Here is a 22,208-nt window from a genome sequence, read left to right on the forward strand (position 1 = left end):
CATGACAGAGATTTCGAAACTCGCGGCCGCCTTCGCGCCGCATGAGGAACTTGCGGCGGCGTTGCTGCCGCATGCCTTCGCCGCCGATGACGGCTCGCACGATGCCGCGCATCTGATCCGTGTCTGGAAGAATGCCGCCCGCATCCAGGCGGAGGAGGGCAGTGAGGCGCGTTTGCTCGCCGCCGCGGTGCTGCTGCATGACTGCGTCTCGGTCGAGAAGAACTCGCCCCTGCGCACGCAGGCATCACGACTGGCGGCCGAAAAGGCGACGGGCATTCTGAAAGATCTCGGTTGGGGCACGGATGAGATTGCCGCGGTGGCGCACGCCATCCTGACGCACAGCTTCTCGGCGAACATCCCGCCGGAAACCCTGGAGGCGAAGATCCTTCAGGATGCCGATCGGCTGGATGCGATCGGCATGGTCGGCGCTGCCCGCTGCTTCTACATCGCCGGGCGCATGGGCAGCGGCCTTTACGACCCGCTCGATCCGTTGGCTGAGGCGCGGGCGCTCGATGACAAGGCCTTCGCCATCGATCATTTCGAGACCAAGCTCTTCCGGCTCGCTGACGGGTTCAAGACCGAGGCCGGCCGCCGTCTGGCTCACGAGCGTGAGCAGCGGCTACGCGACGTGCTCGCCATGATGCTGGATGAAATCTAGTTGCCGGGAAGGGCGTGGGGCGCTTTTCTGCGAGCGATTGTGCCGCGCCGATTGCACCGGAACATTTCTCCGTTTCCATCAAACCGAGAAATGATCTAGGCCTTTCAACGGATTGCAGCCGCCCGGTGAATCGGATCGTCAGGCGCTTGAATCAGTTTTTGAAGATGGAAGGAACTGTCCATGAAGGTGACCGGCCTCAATATTCATCCGCTGAAGAGCGGTCGCGCGATTGCCCGCGAGACGGTCTCGGTCAATCTCGACGGCGTCGAGGGTGACCGGCGTTTCATGCTGATCCAGCCGGATGGGCGCTTTATCACCCAGCGCGAACTGCAGACATTGGCGCAGGTTGAGGCGAGCCACATCGATGGCGGCGTGCACCTGAGGATGGGTGAGCGGGAGATCTCCGTCCGCTTCGATCCGGACCGTCGTCTGAACGTCGTCGTTTGGGGCAGCGAGGTCGATGCCGCCGTGTCGGATGAAACGACGGACGAGGTTCTCTCTTCATGGTTCGGCCGCCCGGTCAGGCTCGCCCATATGGACGCCTCGGCCGAACGGCTCGTCGGCGCCGAATGGGCAGGAGCGGCCGCACCCGTCGGCTTTGCCGATGGCTTTCCGATCCTGATCACGACCACGGGTTCGCTTGCCGATCTCAACCGGACGCTCGCCGAAAAGGGCCAGGAACCGGTCGGCATGGAACGGTTCCGCACCAACATCCTCGTCGACTGCGATGAAGCCTGGGAGGAGGATTTCTGGGAGATCGTCGAGATCGGCGGCATCCGCTTCGATCTCGTCAAACCCTGCTCGCGCTGCATCATGACGACCCAGGACCAGATCACCGGCGAGCGCATCGGCGGCAATCCGATCCAGGGGTTGGCGGAGAAGCGCATGTCGGCCGACCGCCGCGTGACCGGCGTGCTCTTCGGCTGGAATGCGGTGCCGCGCAGCGAAGGCACCGTGAAGCTCGGCGATGAGGTCAAGATCATCGGCCGACGCGGCGAGCGCTGGCCGATGAAGGTGCGTGCTTCGGCTTAGTTCAGAAGCAATTCCGGACGGAAACGATCTCACGCGTTTCTCGGTATCAAGCCCAGGGCGTGATACCGAGAAGCTTGGCGCCCAGATCCGAAAGGCTGGCAGGGGAGGCGTTGTGCTTCTCCCATTCGCGCGGATCGCCGGGAAAGGCGTCGCGCTTCGGATGGTCGAGCTCACGCCACAGCCTGACCCGTTCCTCGCGCTCGGCGACATTGCCCCATTCTGCCGGATGCATCGAAATGTACTGCGCCATGCGCACGCGGCCATCGGAATGATTAGGTCGCACGCCGTGGGCCAGCAGGCTGTTGAAGATCATCAGGTCGCCGGCCTCCATCTCGATGTTGACGGTCGAAAGACCGGTCATGTCGGGGTGCATCGGGTCGCGGTCGGCGCTTTGAGTCTTCTCCCAGCTTTCGAAGTTTTCGAACAGTTCCGGCACGCATTGGAACCCGCCGACGTCGCCGTCCTGTTTCTTGAGGCTGAGCACGCCCTGTACGCCGATCGGCAGCGGCCGGATCGAGGTGTCGACGTCCCAATGGATGAAGCCGTTGGGATTGCCCTTGACCTTCTTCGGTGGGTTGAGGTTGGCGCGGTCGATCGTCACCCACAGGTCTTCGCGGTCCCAGATGTCGACGAAGGCGCCGTAGATGCGCGGCTCCTGGCGGTTGTCCCAGAGATACTGGTGATTGTAGATCTCCAGCATGCCGGTGTTGTTGAGTTCCTTCATCTTGTGCTCGCGTCGCTGCGGCGCATACCAGGTCGAAGGGTCGGCCGGATCCTTTTCGTCGAAGCGCCAGAGCAACTCGACGAGCCGTTCGACATTGGTCGCCGGTACCGCCTGACGGACGATGACGTAGCCCTTGGTGATCCAGTGCTGCCAGTCCGCTTCCGAAAGCACGCGCAGAGGCAGCCGCTTCCGGATGTCCTTCAGTTGAATATCGAGATGGGCCGCCGTCGGGTGACTGTCTCTGAGTGGCTGCATGGGGATCTCCTCGCCTGGCAGGTTTGATTGGTGATGGAGAAAACCTAGCCCTTTCAACGGTGCCGCTGTTGCACGCAGCCTGCCTACATTGATACTATTCTGGCTTCTGAGAAGCGAATGGTGCAACATGAAGGCTGTTTTGCAGAAGATCTCGAGGCCGACCAATGCCTCATCAATCTTGCTAGACCGCCGGCTCGACGATGCCATCCCGTTCCAATGGCACCATCATCCCGAGTTCGAACTGACGCTGACGCTCAACTCGCGCGGCCAGCGCTTCATCGGAGACCATATCGGTGCCTATGACGACGGCGACCTTGTGCTGGTCGGCTCCAACCTGCCGCACACCTGGCACTCCGCCGGTAAGATCGACGAGGCCGAGCCGCACGTGGCGCTGGTGCTCTGGTTCCATCCGGAATGGGTGGAGCGCCTGGAGGAGGGCTTCGTCGAACTCGCCGGCGTCAAGGCGATGTTCGAGCGTTCGGCTCCAGGGTTGCAGTTCACGCCGGAAGTGGCCACCCGCGTGCGCCGCTGTTCGAAGGGTTGCGCCGGTTGGCGCCGGAGCAGCGCCTGCCGGACGTCCTGTCAATGCTGACGATCCTGGCGCGCGAGCAGGCGGTAACACCACTGTCGAGCCGGGTCGTCACGCCATCAGGCCGATCGGTCGACCGCGGCCGCCTCGACCGGGTGCTCGACCATATCCACCTGCATTACGCCGAAAACCCGTCGATGGACGAACTCGCGGATCTGGCCGCGCTCAGCCTTTCCGGCCTGCATCGCCTGTTCCTGCGCCACCTCAACATGCCGGTCTCGGAATATCTGATGCGCCTGCGGATCGGCGAGGCCTGCGCGCTGCTCAGTGGTTCGGCGCGTTCGATCGCTCATGTCGCCGATGCCGTCGGCTATCGTTCGCTTGCCAACTTCAATCGCCAGTTCAAGGCGGCCAAGGGCATGACGCCGAGAGCGTTTCGCGACCGGTTCCGCAGCGCCGCTTGATCAAGGCATCAATTCCGGTGATTGCGGCGTCAATTTAATTGGCTTTTATCTGTTTTAGCAGCCGCCTAGGATCGCGCTCCATCAATCGGAGAGATTCCATGTCCGCTGTTTCCGGAGCATCCGCGCCGTCCAGTGCCCGTCAGGAGATGCCCTGGCTGATCATTGCGGCCGGCTCGGTCGTCGCGATGCTCACCTTCGGCCCGCGCTCGGCGATGGGCTTCTTCCAGCTGCCGATGCTCGCCGATACGGGCTGGGACAGGACGACCTTCGGCCTTGCCATGGCATTGCAGAACCTCTGTTGGGGCCTGAGCCAGCCCTTCTTCGGCGCGATTGCGGACAAGTTCGGAACGTGGCGCGTGCTCGCCATGTCGGGCCTTCTCTACGCTGCTGGTCTCTTTATCATGGCCTTCGCCAACGCGCCGATCTGGCTGCACATCGGCGGCGGCGTGCTCGTCGGCATGGCGGTGGGCTCCGGCTCCTTCGGCATCCTGCTCTCCGCCTTTGCCCGCAACGTCACGCCGCATCAGCGGTCGCTCGCCTTCGGCATCTGCACGGCGGCGGGCTCGGCCGGCATGTTCCTGTTCGCGCCCCTGAGCCAGGGGCTGATCTCGGCCTATGGCTGGTCGGACAGCCTGGTCTATCTCGGCGTCCTCATGCTGGTGGTGCCGTTCTTCGCGATCCCACTGCGCGGCAACGCGTCCTCCGGCCGCCAGAGCGAGGCGCAATTCAAGCAGTCGATCGGCGAGGCGCTGAAGGAGGCACTTGGCCACAAGAGCTACCTGCTGCTGGTATCCGGCTTCTTCGTTTGCGGCTACCAGGTTGCCTTCATCACCGCGCACTTCCCGGCTTACATCGGCGATATCGGCATCGACGCGCGCTATGCGGTGATCGCGCTGGCACTCATCGGCTTCTTCAACATCATCGGTTCTCTGTCGGCGGGCTTCATCGCCCAGCGCTACTCGAAACCCTATTTCCTGGCGCTGATCTATATCGCGCGCTCGGTGGCGGTGACGGCCTTCCTGCTGCTGCCGCAGACGCCGACCTCGGTCATCGTCTTTGCCATCGTTATGGGCCTGCTCTGGCTTTCGACCGTGCCGCCGACCAATGCGCTGGTCGCGATCATGTTCGGTACGCGCCACCTCGGCCTGCTCGGCGGCATCGTCTTCCTGTCGCACCAGGTCGGCTCATTCCTGGGTGTGTGGATGGGCGGCTACCTCTACGACCACTTCGGTTCCTACGATCCGGTGTGGTGGCTCGGTGTAGCCCTCGGCGTCTTCGCCGCAATCGTCCACTGGCCGATCGAGGAGAAGGGCGTGGCACGGCCGGCGATGGCCTGATCGCGAACCAAAATCAGAAGCGCCGCGAAAAGCGGCGCTTCTATTCTTGAATTCTGTCACAAAACTTTCTAAATCAACCCATGCGGCTTTGCCGCTTTTGTTTTGGTTCAATTATGCTCAGAGTGAGCATAATTGAAAACCCGCCCAGGAAGAGGGGCGGAGAGGAGATGTCGATGACGCGCCTTGCACCCCGCACCGCGGCCGTGGCGAAACCGGGTTTTGTCAGCGCCGCTGAGCGCTTCGGCATCATCGAAAGGCCCGAGCTTGCCTTTACGCCGGCGATCGCGCGCGAAACCGAGCATCTCTACGAGAAGGTCAAGGATTTCATCCCGGCGATCGAGTGGCCGGTCTACGCGCCCTATGTGCACGCCATCAACCGGCTGAAGAAGGAGCGTAACGCGGTCATCCTCGCGCATAACTATCAGACGCCGGACATCTTCCACTGTGTCGCCGACATCGTCGGCGACTCGCTGCAACTCGCGCGCGATGCTGCCAAAGTCGATGCGGAAATCATCATCCAGTGCGGCGTGCACTTCATGGCCGAAACGTCGAAGTTGCTGAGTCCGGAAAAGACCGTGCTGATCCCCGACGCCAAGGCAGGCTGCTCGCTGTCGGAATCGATCACCGGCGCCGATGTCCGCCTGCTGAAGCAGCGCTACCCCGGCGTTCCCGTCGTCACCTACGTCAACACGTCTGCCGACGTGAAAGCCGAGACCGACATCTGCTGCACCTCGTCGAACGTGCTCGATGTCGTCGAGAGCCTGGAATCCGACACGGTTCTCTGCATTCCCGACGAATACCTGGCGATGAACGTCGCGCGCCAGACCAACAAGAAGATCCTGACCTGGAAGGGCCACTGCGAGGTGCACGAGCGCTTCACCGCCGCCGAGTTGCTCGCCTACAAGGAAGCCAATCCGGGCATCGAGATCATCGGACATCCGGAATGCCACCCGGACGTGATCGCCGTCTGCGACTTCGCCGGCTCGACCTCCGGCATGATCAACTACGTCAAGGACAATCGCCCGTCGAAGGTGCTGCTCGTTACCGAGTGCTCGATGGCGTCGAACATCCAGGCCGAGATCGAAGGCGTCGAGTTCGTCAAGCCGTGCAACCTCTGTCCGCACATGAAGCGCATCACGCTGCCGAAGATCCTCGACAGCCTGCTGACCATGACGGAGGAGGTTCTCGTCGATCCTGATATCGCCGATCGCGCCCGCCTTGCGGTCGAGCGCATGGTGAACCTCAAGCAGTAACAATTTCCGCCGGGTCATACCGGATGCAGGCATGCGCATTGGAGGAGAATGAATCATGCTGACCGACCATTTCCGCCCGCAATCCTTCAACGGGATTGACGATATCGTCATCGTCGGTGGCGGCTTGGCCGGCCTCTTCTGCGCGCTGAAACTGAGCCCGAGACCGGTGACGATCCTTGCCGCAGCCCCGATCGGCCACGGCGCCTCGTCGGCCTGGGCTCAAGGCGGCATCGCCGCCGCCATGAGCCCCGGCGACACCTTCGAGAAACATGTCGCTGACACGTTGGCCGCCGGTGCCGGCATCGTCGACGAGAAGATGACGCGCATGATGGTGGCCGAAGGCCCGGCGCGCATTCACGATCTGCTCGAATATGGCGTGCCCTTCGATCGCGATCTCGAAGGCAAGCTGCTGCTCTCGCGTGAGGCGGCCCATTCCGAGCGACGCATCGTCCGCGTCAAGGGCGACATGGCCGGCAAGGCGATCATGGAAGCGCTGATAGCCGCCGTCCGCCGGACGCCGTCGATCCGCGTGATCGAAGGCTATGTGGTCGAGGAACTCGTGCGCGAAGGCCGGTTCATCTCCGGCGTCATCGCCCGGCCCGATGCCGGCCAGTCGAAGAAGCGCGTGGCTTTCCCGGCCCGTGCCGTCGTTCTCTGCTCCGGTGGAATCGGTCATCTCTATGCTGTCACGACCAACCCGTGGGAAGCGTGCGGGCAGGGGCTCGGCATGGCCGCCCGCGCCGGCGCGATCATCGCCGATCCGGAATTCGTGCAGTTCCACCCGACGGCGATCAACATCGGCAAGGATCCGGCGCCGCTCGCGACCGAGGCGCTGCGCGGTGATGGCGCCCAGCTTCTGAACGCCGCCGGCCATCGCTTCATGCTCGATATCCACCCGGACGGCGAGCTTGCGCCGCGCGACATCGTTTCGCGTGGTGTCTTTGCCGAGGTCCAGGCCGGCCGCGGCGCGTTCCTCGATTGCACCAAGGCTGTGGGCAAGCATTTCCCCGAGATGTTCCCGACGGTCTATGCCTCTTGCATGGCGGCCGGCATCGATCCGGTGACGCAAGCCATCCCGGTCGTGCCGGCGGTTCACTATCACATGGGTGGCGTGCTCACCGATGCCGAAGGTCGCACCTCGATCGATGGTCTCTGGGCTGCTGGAGAAGTGACCTCCACCGGCGTGCACGGCGCCAACCGGCTCGCCTCCAACTCGCTGCTCGAAGCCGTCGTCTTTGCCGCCCGCATCGCCGAAAACATCAAGGGCACGCTGCCGACGCCGCAGCTTACCGAATGGGGAGATAATGCCGGCGAGAACGACGATCCGGTGACCGTCGAAGACAGCCCGCAACTGAAGATCCTGCGCCAGGTGATGAGCGATTGCGTCGGCGTGATCCGAACCCGCGAGAGCCTGGTAAAGGCGATCCGCGAGATCGCACAGCTCGAGCGCGACAACACCCGCATGCGCTTCACCAACATTATTACCACGGCCAAGTTGATCGCCGTCGGCGCGCTGCGGCGCACGGAAAGCCGCGGCGGTCACTTCCGCGCCGATTGCCCACAGGAACAGCCGGAATGGCGCCGCCGCACCTATCTGACGCTCGCCGACGCCAACCGCCTGGCGAGCGAACTGGCGGAGACGGAAGCGGCGTGATTTCACGCGCGCCGCTTGCATGGACCGACACTCAAGGACGAAAAAGCAGATGACCGCAGCCCTCCGCCCCGAATTTCCCGCACTGATGATCGAGGACCAGGTGCGTGCCGCACTTAACGAGGATCTCGGCCGCGCCGGCGACATTACCACGCTCTCGACCATCGGGCCGGAGCTGACCGCAAAGGCCGGCATGAACGTGCGCGATGCGGGTGTTGTTGCCGGGCTGGAGCTTGCGCGTGCCGCCTTCCGTCTGGTCGATCCGTCGATCCACTTCGAGGCATTGGTGGCGGATGGTGACCGGGTCGCGCCGGGCACGGCGATCGCCCGGATCTCCGGTCGCGCCCGCGGGCTGCTGTCGGCCGAACGTGTCGGCCTGAACTTCCTGATGCACCTTTCGGGCATCGCAAGCTATACGGCGAAATTCGCCGACGAGATCGCCCACACGCGTGCGAAGGTCTGTTGCACCCGCAAGACCATTCCTGGGCTGCGGGCGCTGGAAAAATACGCGGTGCGTCTGGGCGGTGGCTCCAATCATCGCTACGGCCTCGACGATGCCGTGCTGATCAAGGACAATCACATTGCCGTATCTGGTGGTGTCGCCAGCGCCGTCCATGCGGCGCGTGCCTATTGCGGCCATCTCGTCAAGATCGAGATCGAGGTCGATGGCCTCGATCAGATGCGCGAGGCGCTGACGGCCCAACCCGACGTCATCCTGCTCGACAACATGGGGCCGGACTTGCTCCGCGAGGCCGTTGCGGTCAACCGCGCGTTTTGGCAGCTCTCCGCCGACGCCTATGCGGTCGATGCCCGCCGGACGCGGTTGGAGGCTTCAGGCAACGTCAAGATCGATACGGTGCGGGCAATCGCCGAGAGCGGCGTCGACTACATCTCGACCTCGAAGATCACCATGGCCGCCCCGACGCTCGACATCGGCCTTGATGTGGTGATCGAAAGGTAAGCAACGCCAGGAAAAGTGCGAAGCGGTTTTCCGTCCGGAGTTGCGTCTTTTCAGAAGCTAACCGAGGTTTTGAACGTCAACGCTGCATGATGAACGGGCAGGAGAAACGTTCGCCGACGGTGATCTGCGTGCCGCAGTCGTAGCGGCAGGTCCGGAACTGCCCGTTCAGGTCCTGGCTGTTGAGATTGCAGATGGTTGTCTGCGGCTGCATGCCGCCGCCCTGTTGGTTCTTGAAGTAGTCGGGCATCTTCGGCTTTTCGTCGGTTCCCGATTGGGGCGAGGTGCCGAGCAGCGACGTAAGCAGGGTCAGGACGAGCAGCATGGTTGTCACCTCGGTCGTAAACGCCGCATGGTTTGCGGGCAGCGAAAGTTCGGTCGCGTCCCACTGCACCGATTATAGCATCATCCCCGCACATGTAGGGCGTTCTGTCGGAGGTTTTTAGGTGCCGATCCGCCATTTGGTGGGCGGTACTGCCCTCATCGCCCACCGACCTTGAGCCCCGGGGCGGGGCGCTCGTCAAGGATCTGGCGGCGGAAGCGGAAGAGGGCGGCCGGCCGCCCACCGGTGGAAGACAGCGTCATCCCCGTCGGCTCCACCAGTTCGGCCCCTTCGACCAGGCGGCGGAAGTTCTGCTTGTGCAGGTGGCGCCCGGAGATCGCTTCGACGGTTGCCTGCAGATCGGTCAGCGTGAACTCGGGCGGCATCAGTTCGAAGACGACCGGCCGGTACTTGATCTTGCCGCGCAGCCTCGCCATCGCGGTGGCGACGATACGGCGGTGGTCGTGGCGCATCGCCAGCCCGGCGGTCAGAACGTCGTTGCCATTACCGTGGCCGTCGATGGCCGCCTCGGGCACGAGCCCTGCCTCGTAAAGCAGCTCATAGCGCTCCAGCACGCGTTCCTCGTCCCAGGGAAAATCGCCGAGGCCGAAGGCCAGGCGAATGCGCGCCCGGCGCCCGGCAATCCGGGCGGCTCGGTCGTCACCGGACACACCTGTTTCCCAGCGGGCAAGTGCCGGCAGGAGCGCCTGGTCCAGCACCGCCGGGCGACCCTGCCGCCAGTCCTCCCAGGGCAGGTAGCCGTACCAGTCGCGCCAATGCGCGCCGGCTTCGGCCAGCCGTTCGGTGTTTTCGGCGTCGGTTCTCGTCAGGGCCAGATAGCCGACCGAGACCATGTGCTTGCCTTCTTCGCCCGGCAGCCGCTGACGGCCGCGATCGCCGAAGGTGTAAAGCTGTTCGATATAGCCGAGCTTCAGCGCCGTACGCTTTTCGACGCGATCGCGCAGGCTCGTCTCAAAGGTCCGGTGGAGCGCCGGATCGAAGGGACCGAAGGGCAGGCTGTCACGCGCATCGCCGTCACTTTCGCTGACGGCGAGGATGCGCGGGCTGCGGTTGACGACGGCGACGATCGCCGCATTGAGGCCGATCTCGACCGTTGTCGGCTGCGTCTCAATCGGCAACGGCTGCTCCTTCGGAAGCAAGCGGCAGAAGGAACGGCGCATTGCCGTCTGCATCCGCGCCGCGACCGATCGCGCGAACGGCGGCGATCAGCCTTCCATTGCGCGCGAGCACGCCGTCGCCAATTTCGACGAGCCGGCTGTTGGGGGTCGCATAGGGCGAGGCGCGGCGCAGCCGCTGCACCAGCTCCGCGTCGTCCTGGTCCGGCTCGGCCGCGAGCGCGGCGATGAGGGCGGCTGCCGGCGAACGGGAGACGCCCATCCAGCAATGAACGAGGAGCGGCCGTGCACGGTCCCATTCGCGCGCAAAGGCTACGATCTGCCGGACATGGTCTTCCTGCGGCGCAATGAGGTCGCCGGTGCCGGCAAAGGTGATGTCGTTCATGCCGAGCGTCAGATGTCGCGCCTTGGCGATGACGCCGGGGCGATGGAAATCCTGGCCCTTGGCGACGAGGCTGATCATCTCGGTGCAGCCATGGCGGACGGCCATTTCGGCGATGCGGGAAAGCGGAGAAACGATAATGCCGGGCATGTCAGATTTCCGCGCGCGCCGGCACGCGCTGCGCTTCCAGCGTGAGGAACCGTTCGGTGAACAGGCGCTGCGCCTCGACCGCCGGCAAGGGATCGATCAGCAGCGTCTCGCGGGTGATGCCGCGCGGCTGGCCGAAGAACTTGCGCGCCTCTTCGACGGAGAAGCCGGCAAGCACCGTTGCTTCGAAATAGGCCGCGACATGATCGGCCTTCTTGATGCGGTCCTTCAATTCCTTGGAGCAATGCGGCGGCAGGCCGAAACGAAGGTGGATGGCGCTTTCCAGCCGCTTCTCGACCGATTTGTAGCCGCCGCCGACCACCGCCTTGAACGGCGAGATCATGTCGCCGATCACATATTCCGGCGCGTCGTGCAAAAGCGCCAGCAGGCAATCGTCGGTGCTGCACTTGTTGCTGCGGCGAAAAATATCTTCGACCATCAGGCTGTGCTGGGCGACAGAGAAGGCATGATCGCCGGCGGTCTGGCCGTTCCACCGGGCAACACGGGCGAGGCCATGGGCGATGTCGCCGATCTCGACATCGAGCGGCGAGGGATCGAGCAGGTCCAGCCTTCGGCCGGAAAGCATGCGCTGCCAGGCGCGGGCCGCCGTCACGCGCTTGCCTCGTCCGTGCTGGTCGGGAAGGTGAGGCCGGTCCATTCGGGCAGAACCATTGTCACCGGCACGTCGCCGGCGAGCAGCGGGATCCCATTCGCCATGGCTTCGCCGGCCTTGTCGATGCGCACGATCGCGAGCGCCGACTTGCCCTGCACCGTGCCCAGCGCGCCGATCGCCTTGTCGTTCGCCGTAATCGTCGTTCCCGTGGGAGGAAGGGCGGCGTCCGCCGAAACGATCACGACCCGGCGGCGCGGCGTGCTGCGGTGCTGCATGCGCGACACCACTTCCTGGCCGACATAGCAGCCCTTCTTGAAGGAGAGGCCGCCGTTTTTGTCCAGGAGCACGTCATGGGGGAATGCGTCCTGCACCGCATAATCGGCACCGGCATTCGCAATGCCCGCCGCGATCCGCAGCCGTTCGAGGTCTTCTGCGCCGGCCGTGTCGCCGGTGGCTTCCCCATAGGCGCGAAAGAGCGCAACGCCCGCCTTCTCGAAACGGTGGTCCCGATAGGCACCCGTCGGTGCTGCTTCGTCGAATATCACGGTGACGGCGTCGGAAGCCCTGATCGAAAGCTCGACTGCCGAGCGAAGCTTGTACATCGTCATGCGCTTCAGCAGCGCTTCGGCCTGGTCGCGTGCCGTTTCCAGCCGTAGGCCATCGCCGTCGCGGGAGATCAGGAACTCGAACAGGATCTTGCCCTGTGGCGTCAGAAGCGCGCCAGGACGCGCCTCGTCGGGCGCAAGCGCGTCGAGGTCGGTGGTGATCAGTCCCTGAAGAAGATCTTCGGCGTCCTTGCCGGAAATGGAGACGATCGCACGATCGTCGAGGCGAACTCTGGGCATCGTTCGAATCCTGTTCGACGGGAGGGGAGGCTCCCGCGCTAACCTAGCAAACGATCACCTGGTAGCCGTGGCCGACTCAGGCCCCGGTCTCACCGGCGATCTCTTGGCGAAGAGGTAGGATGTTCGGCTGTCATCGGCAAGCAGGTCGCCGGCGCTCAGTCGCCGGCGATGAAGAATTTCCATTTGCCGTCCGGCATGATGCCGACGCGATAGAAGTTGTAACTGCCGAATTCTTCCATGTCGGCAAAGTCGCCGGCGGTGACCAGGCGGAACAGGTCGACCTTTTCCGGTGCCGTCAGCGTCGAAAGCTTCTTTTCCGCAAAGTAAGGCCAGACATAGGCCTCCTGCGGCGTGCCCTTGTCTACCAGCACGAAGCCGGTCGACAGCACGTCGAGCAGGATCGCGAGAATTTCGACGCCTTCCTGGTCGCCCGAAAGGCTCTTCAGGATCGACACCGGGTCTTCGTCGCCGGTGACGCCGGTGACCTGGGTCTGGTTCGGGCCCTTGCCGAGCAATGGGCGCAACCGCTCGATGTCGCCGGAAGCCGCCGCCTCGACGATCAGCTCGCGCATGCGGGCGACCGGCGCCGGAATCTTGGAAACGTCGGTCAGGACTTCGACAGGCCCGGTCGGCTCCGGCTCTTCAGCTTCGGGAGCATCTTCCTTGGTGGCTGTCGCCGACTTGTTGATCAGCGGGTCGGGCATCGGGATTTCGAGTGGAAGCGTCTCTTCTTCGTCCGGCTCTTCGGCAACGGGTTCGGCGGCAGGCGGCGTCGCCTTCTGGTCGCCGGCGGCAGGCTGTTGCTCGGCCGGAACGGGTTGCGGCGCGCCCTGCAATTCGCTGAGAGCGAAGGCGGGGGAAACCGCTGCCGGGGTGGTCAAGGCGACACCGGCCAAAAGCAGTGTGGCGAGGCGAACCGGAAGGGTCCGGTTTGCAAGATTCCGATGCATCGGGCAGTCCTGATATTACTGAATCGTGCGCTGGGGCGAGAATTCGCCGGCGAGCACGCGCTCGCGAAGCGAATTGAGCATTGCCTCGGCGCCGTCTTCGCCATGAAGCCGAACGGTTTCCCGCATGGCAAGGGCAATGGCCGCATCGGCGATGATTTCCGGCTCGATACCGTCGGCCATTCCGTCCGCCCAGGCCTCGCTCTGGTGTTCCAGCGCAGCCTGCATCTTCTCGTGGACGATCATGTCATCGATGTCGGTCAGGCTTGGTTCCATCATTCGTTCCATGCGACTTCCATTGTGCAAGCGGTTCAATTTATGGCCGTTCGGCTGAACTCCGACTGAACGACCGTGACGGACTCGCCACTTCTTACCACTCTCTTAACGAACTTAGCAGCCTTTTCCCGAAACGACACGGGGTCGTGAGAAAAGAGGTTAATTTATTGCTAATTTCCAAAGCGGGCGACGATTTCTGACGCAAGTGTTGCCCCTTCGGCACGATATCGCTGTTCGGCGACGATCGCAGGGCCTGTGCAGTTCGTATAGACCGATGCGAAGGTGCGGTACCCGCGGTTGAAGGCGGCAGTCATCCGCTCGCGTCGTTTGACTTCGGTGGCGGTTTCCTTGTCGATCAGATCCTGCATCGAGCGGCGCCAGACGTCTTCCGGTTCCTTGACGCAGAGATTCCTGAGGTAGTGCACGGAGCCGAGGATCTCCGAGAGTCGAATCAGCCGCTGGTCATAGGGCGTCGGCTTTTCTTCCACAGCGGCCGGGGCAGGGGCTGCGGTCTCGGTCTTGGCCGGCTCTTTCGTCGGTGTTTTTTGCGCCGCCGCACCAGTGGCGACCGTCAGGGCGATTGCAGCGAGCGTAAGCCTTGCGAGGATCGGGACAGGGATCATGATTTCATCAAGCCCGAATTGTCGGCGGTTTCAAGGCCGTCGCCGGATGTCGCGGCGTTCGCGCCGGTGCCGGAGAGCCTTTCCACACATTCGCGCACGCTGTCGGGGATCGGCAGGGCGAAGATCTCCTCAGGGGTGAACCAGCCGAGCCCTGCCGCGTCGTCGCTGGCGACGGCAACCGCATCGGCATCGGCCTCGGCCCTGAAAACCGAAAGCAGGAAGTGTCGCCCCTCGGACTCCTTGCCCGGCAGATCGTAGATTTCAAACAGCACCGGATCGCGCGCCTTGATGCCGGTTTCTTCGAACAATTCGCGAAGCGCTGTCTCCGCCGGCGTCTCGCCGGGCTCGGCACGGCCGCCCGGAAAGGCGTACATGTCGGCCGACGGTGGGTTGGCCCGGCGAACGAGCAGATAGCGGCCGTCGCGTTCTAGAATGACGGAGGAAGCAAGTTCGGGCTTGGTCGGCATCAGGGAATCAAATCGTCTCGGTAGCGTTGACCCATCCTACGTGAAGTGCCACATCGATGTCATGTGCGGACGTTTTGCGCTGACGGCGACCCCCGACGAAATGATGGAATTGTTCAGCCTGCTGGAAAGCGACGACTTTCCGGCGCGCTTCAATATCGCGCCAACCCAGCCGATCATGGTTGTCGTGGCCGGCGAGCGCGCGGCACCCGGCAGCAACCTGCCGGAGCGCAAGGCGGTGCTCGTGCGTTGGGGCTTTATGCCGGGCTGGGTGAAAGACCCGCGTGACTTTCCGCTGCTGATCAATGCGCGGGCCGAATCGGCAATCGACAAGGCCTCGTTTCGCGCCGCCATGCGCCACCGGCGTGTTCTCGTGCCGGCCTCCGGTTTTTACGAATGGCGCCGGCCGCCGAAAGGCAGCCGCGAGCCGTCGCAGGCCTATTGGGTGCGCCCGCGGAAGGGCGGCATCGTCGCTTTCGCCGGGCTGATGGAAACCTGGTCCTCGGCCGACGGCTCCGAGGTCGACACAGCGGCCATCCTGACGACGGCCGCCAACGCCTCGATCCGGCAGATCCATGACCGTATGCCGGTCGTCATCCAGCCCGAGGATTTTGGCCGCTGGCTGGATTGCAAGACGCAGGAGCCGCGCGAGGTTGCCGATCTCTTCGGCCCCGTCGCGGAGGACTACTTCGAGGCGATCCCTGTCTCGGACAAGGTCAACAAGGTCGTCAACACCGGTCCCGAAATCCAGGATGCCGTCACGCCCAGGTCGGTTGCGGATGCCCAGCTAAAAGGCAAGGGCAAGCCGACCGAGCCCGATGGCGGGCAGATGTCTCTCTTTTAAGGAAAAGAGCGTCGGAACCGTCAGGCTGGCCGCTTGGTCAGCTTGCCAGCCGGCTTCGCCTTCACCTGCAACGCTGCGGCAAGTACGGCCTTCAGGCCGAGCGGGCGATACTGTTCGACGAGGTTGGCGGATTTGGTGATGTCTTTGGTCTTTGCGGCTTTCACTTGCACTCACTCCTTGATGCTTTCCCGAACCGGATACACTGTCGCTTTCGTACGTCTTCACGAAAGCGACGCTCCTCCTCGCTCTCCGGAGACAGGGTTTCGTGGTGTGCTACCAACTAAACCGCGAATCTGTTTTCCGCATGGCGATCTCAGATAAGCCTAATCATGACAAATCCATGACCGCGGAATCCTTTCGATAGTCGGCTGTGCTTGCACGCGGCTGACCTCTTGACCGAAATCGGGTGACGCGCGATAAGTGAGGCCATGAAAACGGTTATCTGCATTATCTGCCGGAACATTATTCGCTAGCGCTCCGCTGGCCTGGCCGTTTTCGTCTCCTAAAATCCAAGATGACAAACGCGCGGGCCTCCCGGGCGCGGTATTTTACGGTCGTATGCATCTTGGAGAATGGCAATGGGCGGAACGCCGACACTGAAGCTGTACAACACGCTGACGCGGGAGAAGATCGAGTTCAAGCCGATCGATCCCGACAACGTTCGCATGTATGTCTGCGGCCCGACGGTCTATGACTATGCCCATATCGGCAATGCCCGGCCGGTCATCGTCTTCGACGTCCTGTTCCGGCTGCTGCGCCATGTCTATGGCGCGGATCACGTCACCTATGCGCGCAACATCACCGACGTCGACGACAAGATCAACGCGCGGGCGCTGCGGGACTATCCGACCCTGCCGCTCAACGACGCGATCCGCCGGGTGACGGAGAAGACCGAAACGCAGTTTCTCGACGATGCCAGGGCGCTCGGCTGCCTCGATCCTGATGTCCAGCCGCGGGCGACCGACAACATCGCCCAGATGATCGACATCATCGAAAAGCTCATCGTCAAGGGCCACGCCTACCAGGCGGGCGGCGAGGTGCTGTTCGATACCAAGTCGATGGCCGATTACGGTCAGCTCTCGAAGCGCAACCTCGACGAACAGCAGGCCGGCGCCCGCGTCGCCGTCGAGGCGCATAAGAAAAGCCCCGGCGATTTCGTGCTGTGGAAGCTCTCCGGCGACAACGAACCGGGTTGGGAAAGCCCGTGGGGCAGGGGCCGTCCCGGCTGGCACATCGAGTGCTCGGCCATGAGCAGCCGCTATCTCGGCGAGGTTTTCGACATCCACGGCGGCGGGCTGGATCTCATCTTCCCGCACCACGAAAACGAGATTGCCCAATCCCGTTGCGCCCATGGCACCGAGGTGATGGCGAATGTCTGGATGCACAACGGCTTCCTGCAGGTCGAAGGCCGCAAGATGTCGAAGTCCGAAGGCAACTTCGTCACCATCTACGAACTGCTGCACACGGAAAAGTTCGCCGGCCGCCAGTGGCCGGGCGACGTGCTGAGGCTCGCGATGCTGATGACGCACTATCGCGAGCCGATCGATTTTTCGGTGAAGCGGCTGGAAGAGGCAGAGCATCTGCTCTCCAAGTGGCCGGTGCCGGGTGACGCCACGGGTGAGGCCGACCCGGCCGTGGTCGCCGCACTTGCCGACGACCTCAACACGGTCGCGGCCGTCCAGGCGGTCCATGCGCTCGCCCAGAAGGCGGCGACCGATCCGAAACTGCTCGGCACCTTCGCCGCAAGTGCTGCGCTGATCGGCGTGGTGCCGCAGGCGGTCGAACTCGACGAGGGGCTGGTCCGCGACATCGACAGCCGCGTGCGGGCCCGTCTGGAACTGCTGAAGGCGAAGAACTTCGCGGAAGCCGACAAGATCCGCGATGATCTGCTGGCGCGCGGTGTTCAGCTGAAGGACGGCAAGGATCCGGCAACCGGCGAGCGGGTGACGACCTGGGATATCAAACGGTGACCGTGGGCCGCCCCCAGAGCCCTGTCCGATCGCTCTGATCGGTTCGGACAGGGCATCTGAAAGGGCAGCGGAAAGCGGAGCGCATGCATGAAAGAGGAGTTCGTGCGATGATCGACCATACGGGCATTCCCGTCGCGGATTTCGACCGGGCGCAGTCGTTCTACGACAAGGCCTTTGCTCCGCTTGGCGCCTCCTTGCTGATGATGGTGCCGTTGGAGCACACCGGCGGCGTGAAGGTCGGCGGTTATGGCCGCGAGCGGCCGGTTTTCTGGCTGCATGAAACGGCCGAGGCAGGCCCGGGCCGCCACTACGCCTTTTCGGCGCGCAGCCGCGCCGAGGTCGATGCCTTCTATGAAGCGGCGATTGCCGCCGGCGGACGTGACAACGGCAAGCCGGGGCTGAGACCGCACTACCACCCGGACTATTACGGGGCCTTCGTATTCGATCCCGACGGCAACAATATCGAAGCCGTCTGCCACGCGCCGGGCTAAGGAGGAGTTGCGATGAGTCTCGACAACAGGCCCCATTATGCCGGCGGCTGCCAATGCGGCGCGGTCCGTTTCCGCGTCGAGGGCAGGCTCGGTGACGCATCCGTCTGTCATTGCCGCATGTGCCAGAAGGCGAGCGGCAATTTCTACATGCCCTTGGTTTCGGTTCGCGGCGCGCATGTGACCTGGACCCGCGGAGAGCCCAAGCGCTTCCAGTCGTCAAACGCCGCGCGACGCGGCTTCTGCGCCGATTGCGGCACGCCGCTGACCTACGAGGCACCGGATGGCATGGCGCTGGCGATCGCTGCCTTCGACGAGCCGCAAGGCATCGTGCCGACCATCCAATGGGGAGTCGAGGGTAAGCTGCCCTATGTCGATCACGTTGCCGATCTGCCTGGCGTTCATACGCTGGAAGATCCGGACGCAATCGAGTTCCTGACCAATCTCGTTTCCTATCAGCATCCCGACCACGACACCGAGACCTGGCCCCCGGAGGAGAAGCGATGACCGAAAACGTTCGAACAGGTGGATGCCAATGCGGCGCGGTCCGCTTCCGGATCAAGGGTGAACTCGGACGCGCGTCGATCTGTCATTGCCGCATGTGCCAGAAACAGTTCGGCTCGTTCTTCTCGGCGCTGGTGACGGCGCCGAAGGATGGTGTCGAATGGGTGCGGGACGAACCGAGCTATTTCCAGTCCTCGGTCAACATCGACCGTGGCTTCTGCCCGAAATGCGGAACGCCGATGACGTATCGGCATCCGGGTGGCCTTGAGATCGCCATCGGCACCTTTGACGATCGCACCGATCTGGCGCCGAAAATCCAGGTCAATCACGCCTCGCGGCTGCCCTGGGTCGATACGATCTTCGAGCAGCCGGTGCTTGAAGATCAGGATTTTTACGCCAGGCAGGAAAGCATCATCTCGTTCCAGCATCCCGACCACGAGACCGATCAATGGCATCCCTCGGGAGCATTCCGGTGACCATCGCGCGCATCTATACGGGCGGATGCCAATGCGGCGCCGTGCGCTACCGCGCCGAGGGCGTGCTTGCGGACCCGCATATCTGTCATTGCCGCATGTGCCAGAAGGCGACCGGGAACTATTTCATGCCACTCGCCAATGCGTCCCGAGACACGTTCGACATTACCCGGGGCCAGCCGTCCTGGTTCCGCTCGTCGCATCTGGTGCGCCGCGGTTTTTGCAGCGATTGCGGCACGCCGCTGTTCTACGATATGCCCGACGAGAACTTCATCAACATCGCGCTCGGCTCGCTCGACGACCCCGATGACGTACAGCCCGTTTACCAGTCCGGCGTCGAATCCCGCGTCATATGGTTCTCACGGCTCGCGGGCTTGCCACCAAGGGAGACGGATGACGGTAGCGAGGTCTCGGCGACCCGCCATCTGATCGTTCTCGAAACCAACCGCCAGCATCCCGACTACGACACCGTGCACTGGCCGCTCACGAAAGACTGAAAATGACGACTGTTCTGCGTACGCTTTATCCGGAAATCGAACCCTATGCGTCGGGCCACCTCGAGGTCGGCGACGGTCACACCATCTATTGGGAAAAGGCCGGCACGCCGGGCGCTAAGCCTGCCGTCTTCCTGCATGGCGGGCCAGGCGGCACGATCTCGCCGAACCACCGCCGCCTGTTCGATCCGACCCTCTACGACGTAACGCTGTTCGACCAGCGCGGCTGCGGTAAGTCGACGCCGAATGCCAGGATCGAAGCCAACACCACCTGGCATCTCGTCGCCGATATCGAGCGGCTGCGCGAGATGGCCGGCGCCGACAAGTGGCTGGTCTTCGGCGGTTCCTGGGGATCGACGCTGGGGCTTGCCTATGCCGAGAAGCACCCGGAACGGGTTTCCGAACTGGTGCTGCGTGGCATCTACACGCTGACCAAGGCCGAGCTCGACTGGTACTACCAGTTCGGCGTCTCGGAGATGTTCCCGGACAAGTGGGAGCGTTTCATCGCGCCCATTCCCGAGAACGAGCGCCACGAGATGATGCACGCCTATCATCGCCGCCTGATGAGCGAGGACAAGGCGACACGCCTTGCGGCCGCCAAGGCCTGGAGCATCTGGGAGGGTGAGACGATCACGCTGTTGCCGGAGCTCGCAACCAGCGAGCCCTTCGCCGACGACGATTATGCTGACGCCTTCGCGCGGATCGAGAACCACTTCTTCGTCAATGCCGGCTGGATGGAAGAGGGCCAATTGCTGCGCGACGCCCACCGGCTGCACGGCATTCCCGGCGTCATCATCCACGGGCGGTACGACATGCCGTGCCCGGCGAAGTACGCCTGGCAGCTGCACAAGGCCTGGCCGGGATCAGAGCTGCATCTGGTCGAGGGAGCAGGCCATGCCTATTCCGAGCCGGGCATCCTCGACCGGCTGATCCGCGCCACGGACCAGTTCGCAGGCAAGACCGAGCAAAAGTAAACCGAGCATATTTGGACGAGAACCATGACCAGGGAACGCATCTACCTCTTCGACACGACGCTGAGAGACGGGCAACAGACGCCCGGCATCGACTTTTCCGTCGAGGACAAGATTGCGATTGCCGGCCTGCTCGATCAGTTCGGCATGGACTATATCGAAGGCGGCTATCCCGGCGCGAACCCGACCGACACGGAGTTCTTCGGGCGCAAGCGTACCCAGAAGGCCTCCTTCGTCGCCTTCGGCATGACCAAGCGCGCCGGGGTTTCCGCGTCGAACGATCCGGGCCTCGCGGCGCTGCTCGCGGCCAAGAGCGACGCCATCTGTCTTGTCGCCAAGAGCTGGGACTATCACGTCGAAGTGGCGCTCGGCTGCACCAACGAGGAAAACCTCGACAACATCCGGGCCTCGGTCGAGGCGGTGGTCGCCTCCGGTCGCGAGGCGATGGTCGATTGCGAGCATTTTTTCGATGGCTACAAGGCCAACCCCGCCTATGCGCTCGCCTGCGCGAAGACGGCCTTTGACGCCGGCGCGCGCTGGGTGGTGCTCTGCGACACCAATGGCGGCACGCAGCCTCCGGAGGTGCGCGAGATCGTTGCGGCCGTGATCGCTGCCGGCGTACCCGGCGCCAATCTCGGCATCCATGCCCATAACGATACCGGCCAGGCGGTCGCCAATTCGCTTGCGGCGGTCGAGGCCGGCGTACGCCAGATCCAGGGCACGCTGAACGGCATTGGCGAACGCTGCGGAAACGCCAATCTCGTCACGCTGATCCCGACGCTTGCTTTGAAAGAGACCTATTCCAGCCGCTTCGAAACGGCGATCGATGCCGACCGCTTGCTGGAGCTGACGAAGCTCGCTCATTCCTTCGACGAGCTGTTGAACCGCTCGCCAGATCAGCAGGCGCCTTACGTGGGCGCGTCGGCCTTTGCAACCAAGGCCGGCATCCACGCTTCGGCATTGCTCAAGGATCCGCGCACCTATGAGCACGTGGCGCCGGAAAGCATCGGCAACCTGCGCAAGGTCATGGTGTCCGACCAGGGCGGCAAGGCCAATTTCATCAACGCGCTGAAGCGCCGCGGCATCGTCGTCAGCAAGGACGACCCGAAGCTCGACAAGCTGATCGCCATCGTCAAGGAACGCGAAGCGACCGGCTATGCCTATGAAGGGGCGGATGCGAGCTTCGCGCTGCTCGCCAGCCGCATTCTCGGCACGGTGCCGGATTTCTTCCACGTGGAAAGCTTCCGGGTGATGGTCGAGCGCCGCTTCGACGCCAACGGCCATCTGAAGACGGTGTCGGAAGCGGTGGTGAAGGTGGTCGTCGACGGCGAGACGATGATGTCGGTCGCCGAAGGACACGGCCCGGTCAACGCGCTCGACCTGGCGCTGCGCAAGGATCTCGGCAAATACCAGTCGGAAATCGAAGACCTGGAGCTCGCGGACTACAAGGTCCGTATCCTCAATGGCGGGACCGAGGCGATCACCCGCGTTCTGATCGAATCGACCGATGGCACGGGCGCACGCTGGTGGACCGTGGGGGTCTCCGACAACATCATCGATGCGTCTTTCCAGGCGCTGATGGACAGTATCGTCTTCAAGCTGCTCAAGAACCGCGACCACGTCGGGCTGATCGCCGCCGAGTAATTGCGGCGATCGGCCTGGTAACGCTGATGAACTGGCCGGGGGAGGGTGAGCAAAACTCATTCTCCCTTCACGGAAATGAATTGGTGCATCACCGGCCATTGGGGTAGGACGCACCAATGGGAGATCGTGCCGGCCGACTGGCTGTGCCCTCCCTTCTGACCGGTGAGCGGCCATTGCCGCCAGGGCTCTCCGGCAAAACACCAG

Annotated in this window: 27 protein-coding genes; 16 read left to right on the forward strand and 11 right to left on the reverse strand. The window is 63.4% G+C overall.

Annotation, left to right across the window (positions count from 1 at the left end):
• The first annotated feature begins 1 nt into the window (after position 1).
• Both ASE71_RS16565 and ASE71_RS16570 read left to right on the forward strand, forming a co-directional pair.
• A complete protein-coding gene (locus tag ASE71_RS16565; RefSeq protein ID WP_034804057.1) occupies positions 2-658 on the forward strand; it encodes an HD domain-containing protein in 657 nt (218 codons plus the stop codon).
• A gap of 180 nt (positions 659-838) precedes the next feature.
• Positions 839-1,690, forward strand: coding sequence for an MOSC domain-containing protein (locus ASE71_RS16570; protein ID WP_060522107.1), 852 nt, complete (start codon positions 839-841; stop codon positions 1,688-1,690).
• 46 nt (positions 1,691-1,736) lie between these two features.
• Here ASE71_RS16570 and ASE71_RS16575 read toward each other — a convergent pair whose 3' ends face one another.
• Positions 1,737-2,669, reverse strand: a complete 933-nt coding sequence (locus ASE71_RS16575; protein ID WP_060522108.1) for a phytanoyl-CoA dioxygenase family protein — start codon at positions 2,667-2,669, stop codon at positions 1,737-1,739.
• 127 nt (positions 2,670-2,796) lie between these two features.
• Here ASE71_RS16575 and ASE71_RS37500 point away from each other — a divergent pair, with 127 nt between their 5' ends.
• The 6 genes from ASE71_RS37500 (at position 2,797) to nadC (ending at position 8,864) form a co-directional block, all read left to right on the forward strand.
• On the forward strand, positions 2,797-3,261 hold the full coding sequence (locus ASE71_RS37500; RefSeq protein ID WP_320410608.1) for a cupin domain-containing protein: 465 nt from the start codon (positions 2,797-2,799) through the stop codon (positions 3,259-3,261).
• A complete protein-coding gene (locus ASE71_RS37505; protein WP_320410609.1) occupies positions 3,255-3,662 on the forward strand; it encodes an AraC family transcriptional regulator in 408 nt (135 codons plus the stop codon). The genes ASE71_RS37500 and ASE71_RS37505 overlap by 7 nt, the downstream gene beginning before the upstream one ends.
• 98 nt (positions 3,663-3,760) lie before the next feature.
• Positions 3,761-4,999, forward strand: a complete 1,239-nt coding sequence (locus ASE71_RS16585) for an MFS transporter (RefSeq protein WP_034804045.1) — start codon at positions 3,761-3,763, stop codon at positions 4,997-4,999.
• A gap of 173 nt (positions 5,000-5,172) precedes the next feature.
• The gene (nadA, locus tag ASE71_RS16590) at positions 5,173-6,252 is read left to right on the forward strand and encodes a quinolinate synthase NadA (RefSeq protein ID WP_060522227.1); all 1,080 of its coding nucleotides are present in this window, start codon (positions 5,173-5,175) and stop codon (positions 6,250-6,252) included.
• 55 nt (positions 6,253-6,307) lie between these two features.
• Positions 6,308-7,906, forward strand: coding sequence for an L-aspartate oxidase (locus ASE71_RS16595; protein ID WP_034804041.1), 1,599 nt, complete (start codon positions 6,308-6,310; stop codon positions 7,904-7,906).
• Positions 7,907-7,955: 49 nt separating this feature from the next.
• A complete protein-coding gene (gene nadC, locus ASE71_RS16600; RefSeq protein WP_060522109.1) occupies positions 7,956-8,864 on the forward strand; it encodes a carboxylating nicotinate-nucleotide diphosphorylase in 909 nt (302 codons plus the stop codon).
• A 76-nt stretch (positions 8,865-8,940) separates the two neighbouring features.
• On the opposite strand, the gene ASE71_RS16605 is transcribed toward nadC, so the two are convergent.
• From ASE71_RS16605 to ASE71_RS16645, 9 genes are all read right to left on the reverse strand, one after another.
• Complete coding sequence (locus tag ASE71_RS16605; protein WP_077961811.1) at positions 8,941-9,186, reverse strand: hypothetical protein; 246 nt, start codon at positions 9,184-9,186, stop codon at positions 8,941-8,943.
• A 155-nt stretch (positions 9,187-9,341) separates the two neighbouring features.
• Complete coding sequence (locus ASE71_RS16610; RefSeq protein WP_089043910.1) at positions 9,342-10,322, reverse strand: NUDIX hydrolase; 981 nt, start codon at positions 10,320-10,322, stop codon at positions 9,342-9,344.
• Positions 10,312-10,851: a tyrosine phosphatase family protein gene (locus ASE71_RS16615; protein ID WP_034804033.1), complete on the reverse strand. Its 540-nt coding sequence runs from the start codon at positions 10,849-10,851 to the stop codon at positions 10,312-10,314. Before ASE71_RS16615 ends, ASE71_RS16610 begins: the two co-directional genes overlap by 11 nt.
• A gap of 1 nt (position 10,852) precedes the next feature.
• Entirely contained in the window at positions 10,853-11,461 is a 609-nt protein-coding gene (locus tag ASE71_RS16620; protein WP_034804032.1) for a YfbR-like 5'-deoxynucleotidase, read from the reverse strand.
• The gene (locus ASE71_RS16625; protein WP_060522110.1) at positions 11,458-12,306 is read right to left on the reverse strand and encodes a YgfZ/GcvT domain-containing protein; all 849 of its coding nucleotides are present in this window, start codon (positions 12,304-12,306) and stop codon (positions 11,458-11,460) included. Before ASE71_RS16625 ends, ASE71_RS16620 begins: the two co-directional genes overlap by 4 nt.
• A 155-nt stretch (positions 12,307-12,461) precedes the next feature.
• The gene (locus ASE71_RS16630) at positions 12,462-13,256 is read right to left on the reverse strand and encodes a hypothetical protein (RefSeq protein ID WP_034804030.1); all 795 of its coding nucleotides are present in this window, start codon (positions 13,254-13,256) and stop codon (positions 12,462-12,464) included.
• A 15-nt stretch (positions 13,257-13,271) separates the two neighbouring features.
• Complete coding sequence (locus ASE71_RS16635) at positions 13,272-13,541, reverse strand: hypothetical protein (RefSeq protein WP_089043914.1); 270 nt, start codon at positions 13,539-13,541, stop codon at positions 13,272-13,274.
• Positions 13,542-13,699: 158 nt separating this feature from the next.
• Positions 13,700-14,152: a TIGR02301 family protein gene (locus ASE71_RS16640; RefSeq protein WP_060522111.1), complete on the reverse strand. Its 453-nt coding sequence runs from the start codon at positions 14,150-14,152 to the stop codon at positions 13,700-13,702.
• Positions 14,149-14,622 (reverse strand): NUDIX hydrolase, encoded by a 474-nt coding sequence (locus tag ASE71_RS16645; protein WP_060522112.1) that lies wholly within the window; start codon positions 14,620-14,622, stop codon positions 14,149-14,151. The genes ASE71_RS16640 and ASE71_RS16645 overlap by 4 nt, the downstream gene beginning before the upstream one ends.
• Positions 14,623-14,680: 58 nt before the next feature.
• On the opposite strand from ASE71_RS16645, the gene ASE71_RS16650 reads away from it, so the two are divergent.
• Complete coding sequence (locus ASE71_RS16650) at positions 14,681-15,460, forward strand: SOS response-associated peptidase (RefSeq protein WP_060522228.1); 780 nt, start codon at positions 14,681-14,683, stop codon at positions 15,458-15,460.
• A 20-nt stretch (positions 15,461-15,480) separates the two neighbouring features.
• Here ASE71_RS16650 and ASE71_RS36465 read toward each other — a convergent pair whose 3' ends face one another.
• A complete protein-coding gene (locus ASE71_RS36465) occupies positions 15,481-15,624 on the reverse strand; it encodes a hypothetical protein (protein WP_164475065.1) in 144 nt (47 codons plus the stop codon).
• Between the two features lie 414 nt (positions 15,625-16,038).
• On the opposite strand from ASE71_RS36465, the gene cysS reads away from it, so the two are divergent.
• From cysS to cimA, 7 genes are all read left to right on the forward strand, one after another.
• Positions 16,039-17,430, forward strand: a complete 1,392-nt coding sequence (cysS, locus tag ASE71_RS16655; RefSeq protein ID WP_060522113.1) for a cysteine--tRNA ligase — start codon at positions 16,039-16,041, stop codon at positions 17,428-17,430.
• A gap of 107 nt (positions 17,431-17,537) precedes the next feature.
• Positions 17,538-17,921, forward strand: a complete 384-nt coding sequence (locus tag ASE71_RS16660) for a VOC family protein (protein ID WP_034804024.1) — start codon at positions 17,538-17,540, stop codon at positions 17,919-17,921.
• 12 nt (positions 17,922-17,933) lie between these two features.
• Positions 17,934-18,425, forward strand: a complete 492-nt coding sequence (locus tag ASE71_RS16665) for a GFA family protein (protein ID WP_060522114.1) — start codon at positions 17,934-17,936, stop codon at positions 18,423-18,425.
• Complete coding sequence (locus ASE71_RS16670; protein ID WP_034804014.1) at positions 18,422-18,898, forward strand: GFA family protein; 477 nt, start codon at positions 18,422-18,424, stop codon at positions 18,896-18,898. Before ASE71_RS16665 ends, ASE71_RS16670 begins: the two co-directional genes overlap by 4 nt.
• On the forward strand, positions 18,871-19,392 hold the full coding sequence (locus ASE71_RS16675; protein ID WP_034804013.1) for a GFA family protein: 522 nt from the start codon (positions 18,871-18,873) through the stop codon (positions 19,390-19,392). Before ASE71_RS16670 ends, ASE71_RS16675 begins: the two co-directional genes overlap by 28 nt.
• A 2-nt stretch (positions 19,393-19,394) precedes the next feature.
• Positions 19,395-20,363 carry a prolyl aminopeptidase gene (pip, locus tag ASE71_RS16680; RefSeq protein ID WP_034804012.1) on the forward strand — a complete coding sequence of 323 codons (969 nt, stop codon included), beginning with the start codon at positions 19,395-19,397 and terminating at the stop codon, positions 20,361-20,363.
• 24 nt (positions 20,364-20,387) lie between these two features.
• The gene (cimA, locus tag ASE71_RS16685; RefSeq protein WP_060522115.1) at positions 20,388-22,004 is read left to right on the forward strand and encodes a citramalate synthase; all 1,617 of its coding nucleotides are present in this window, start codon (positions 20,388-20,390) and stop codon (positions 22,002-22,004) included.
• Positions 22,005-22,208 lie beyond the last annotated feature (204 nt).

The sequence above is a fragment of the Ensifer sp. Root954 genome (genome assembly GCF_001429005.1).
Classification (GTDB): Bacteria; Pseudomonadota; Alphaproteobacteria; order Rhizobiales; family Rhizobiaceae; genus Ensifer; species Ensifer adhaerens.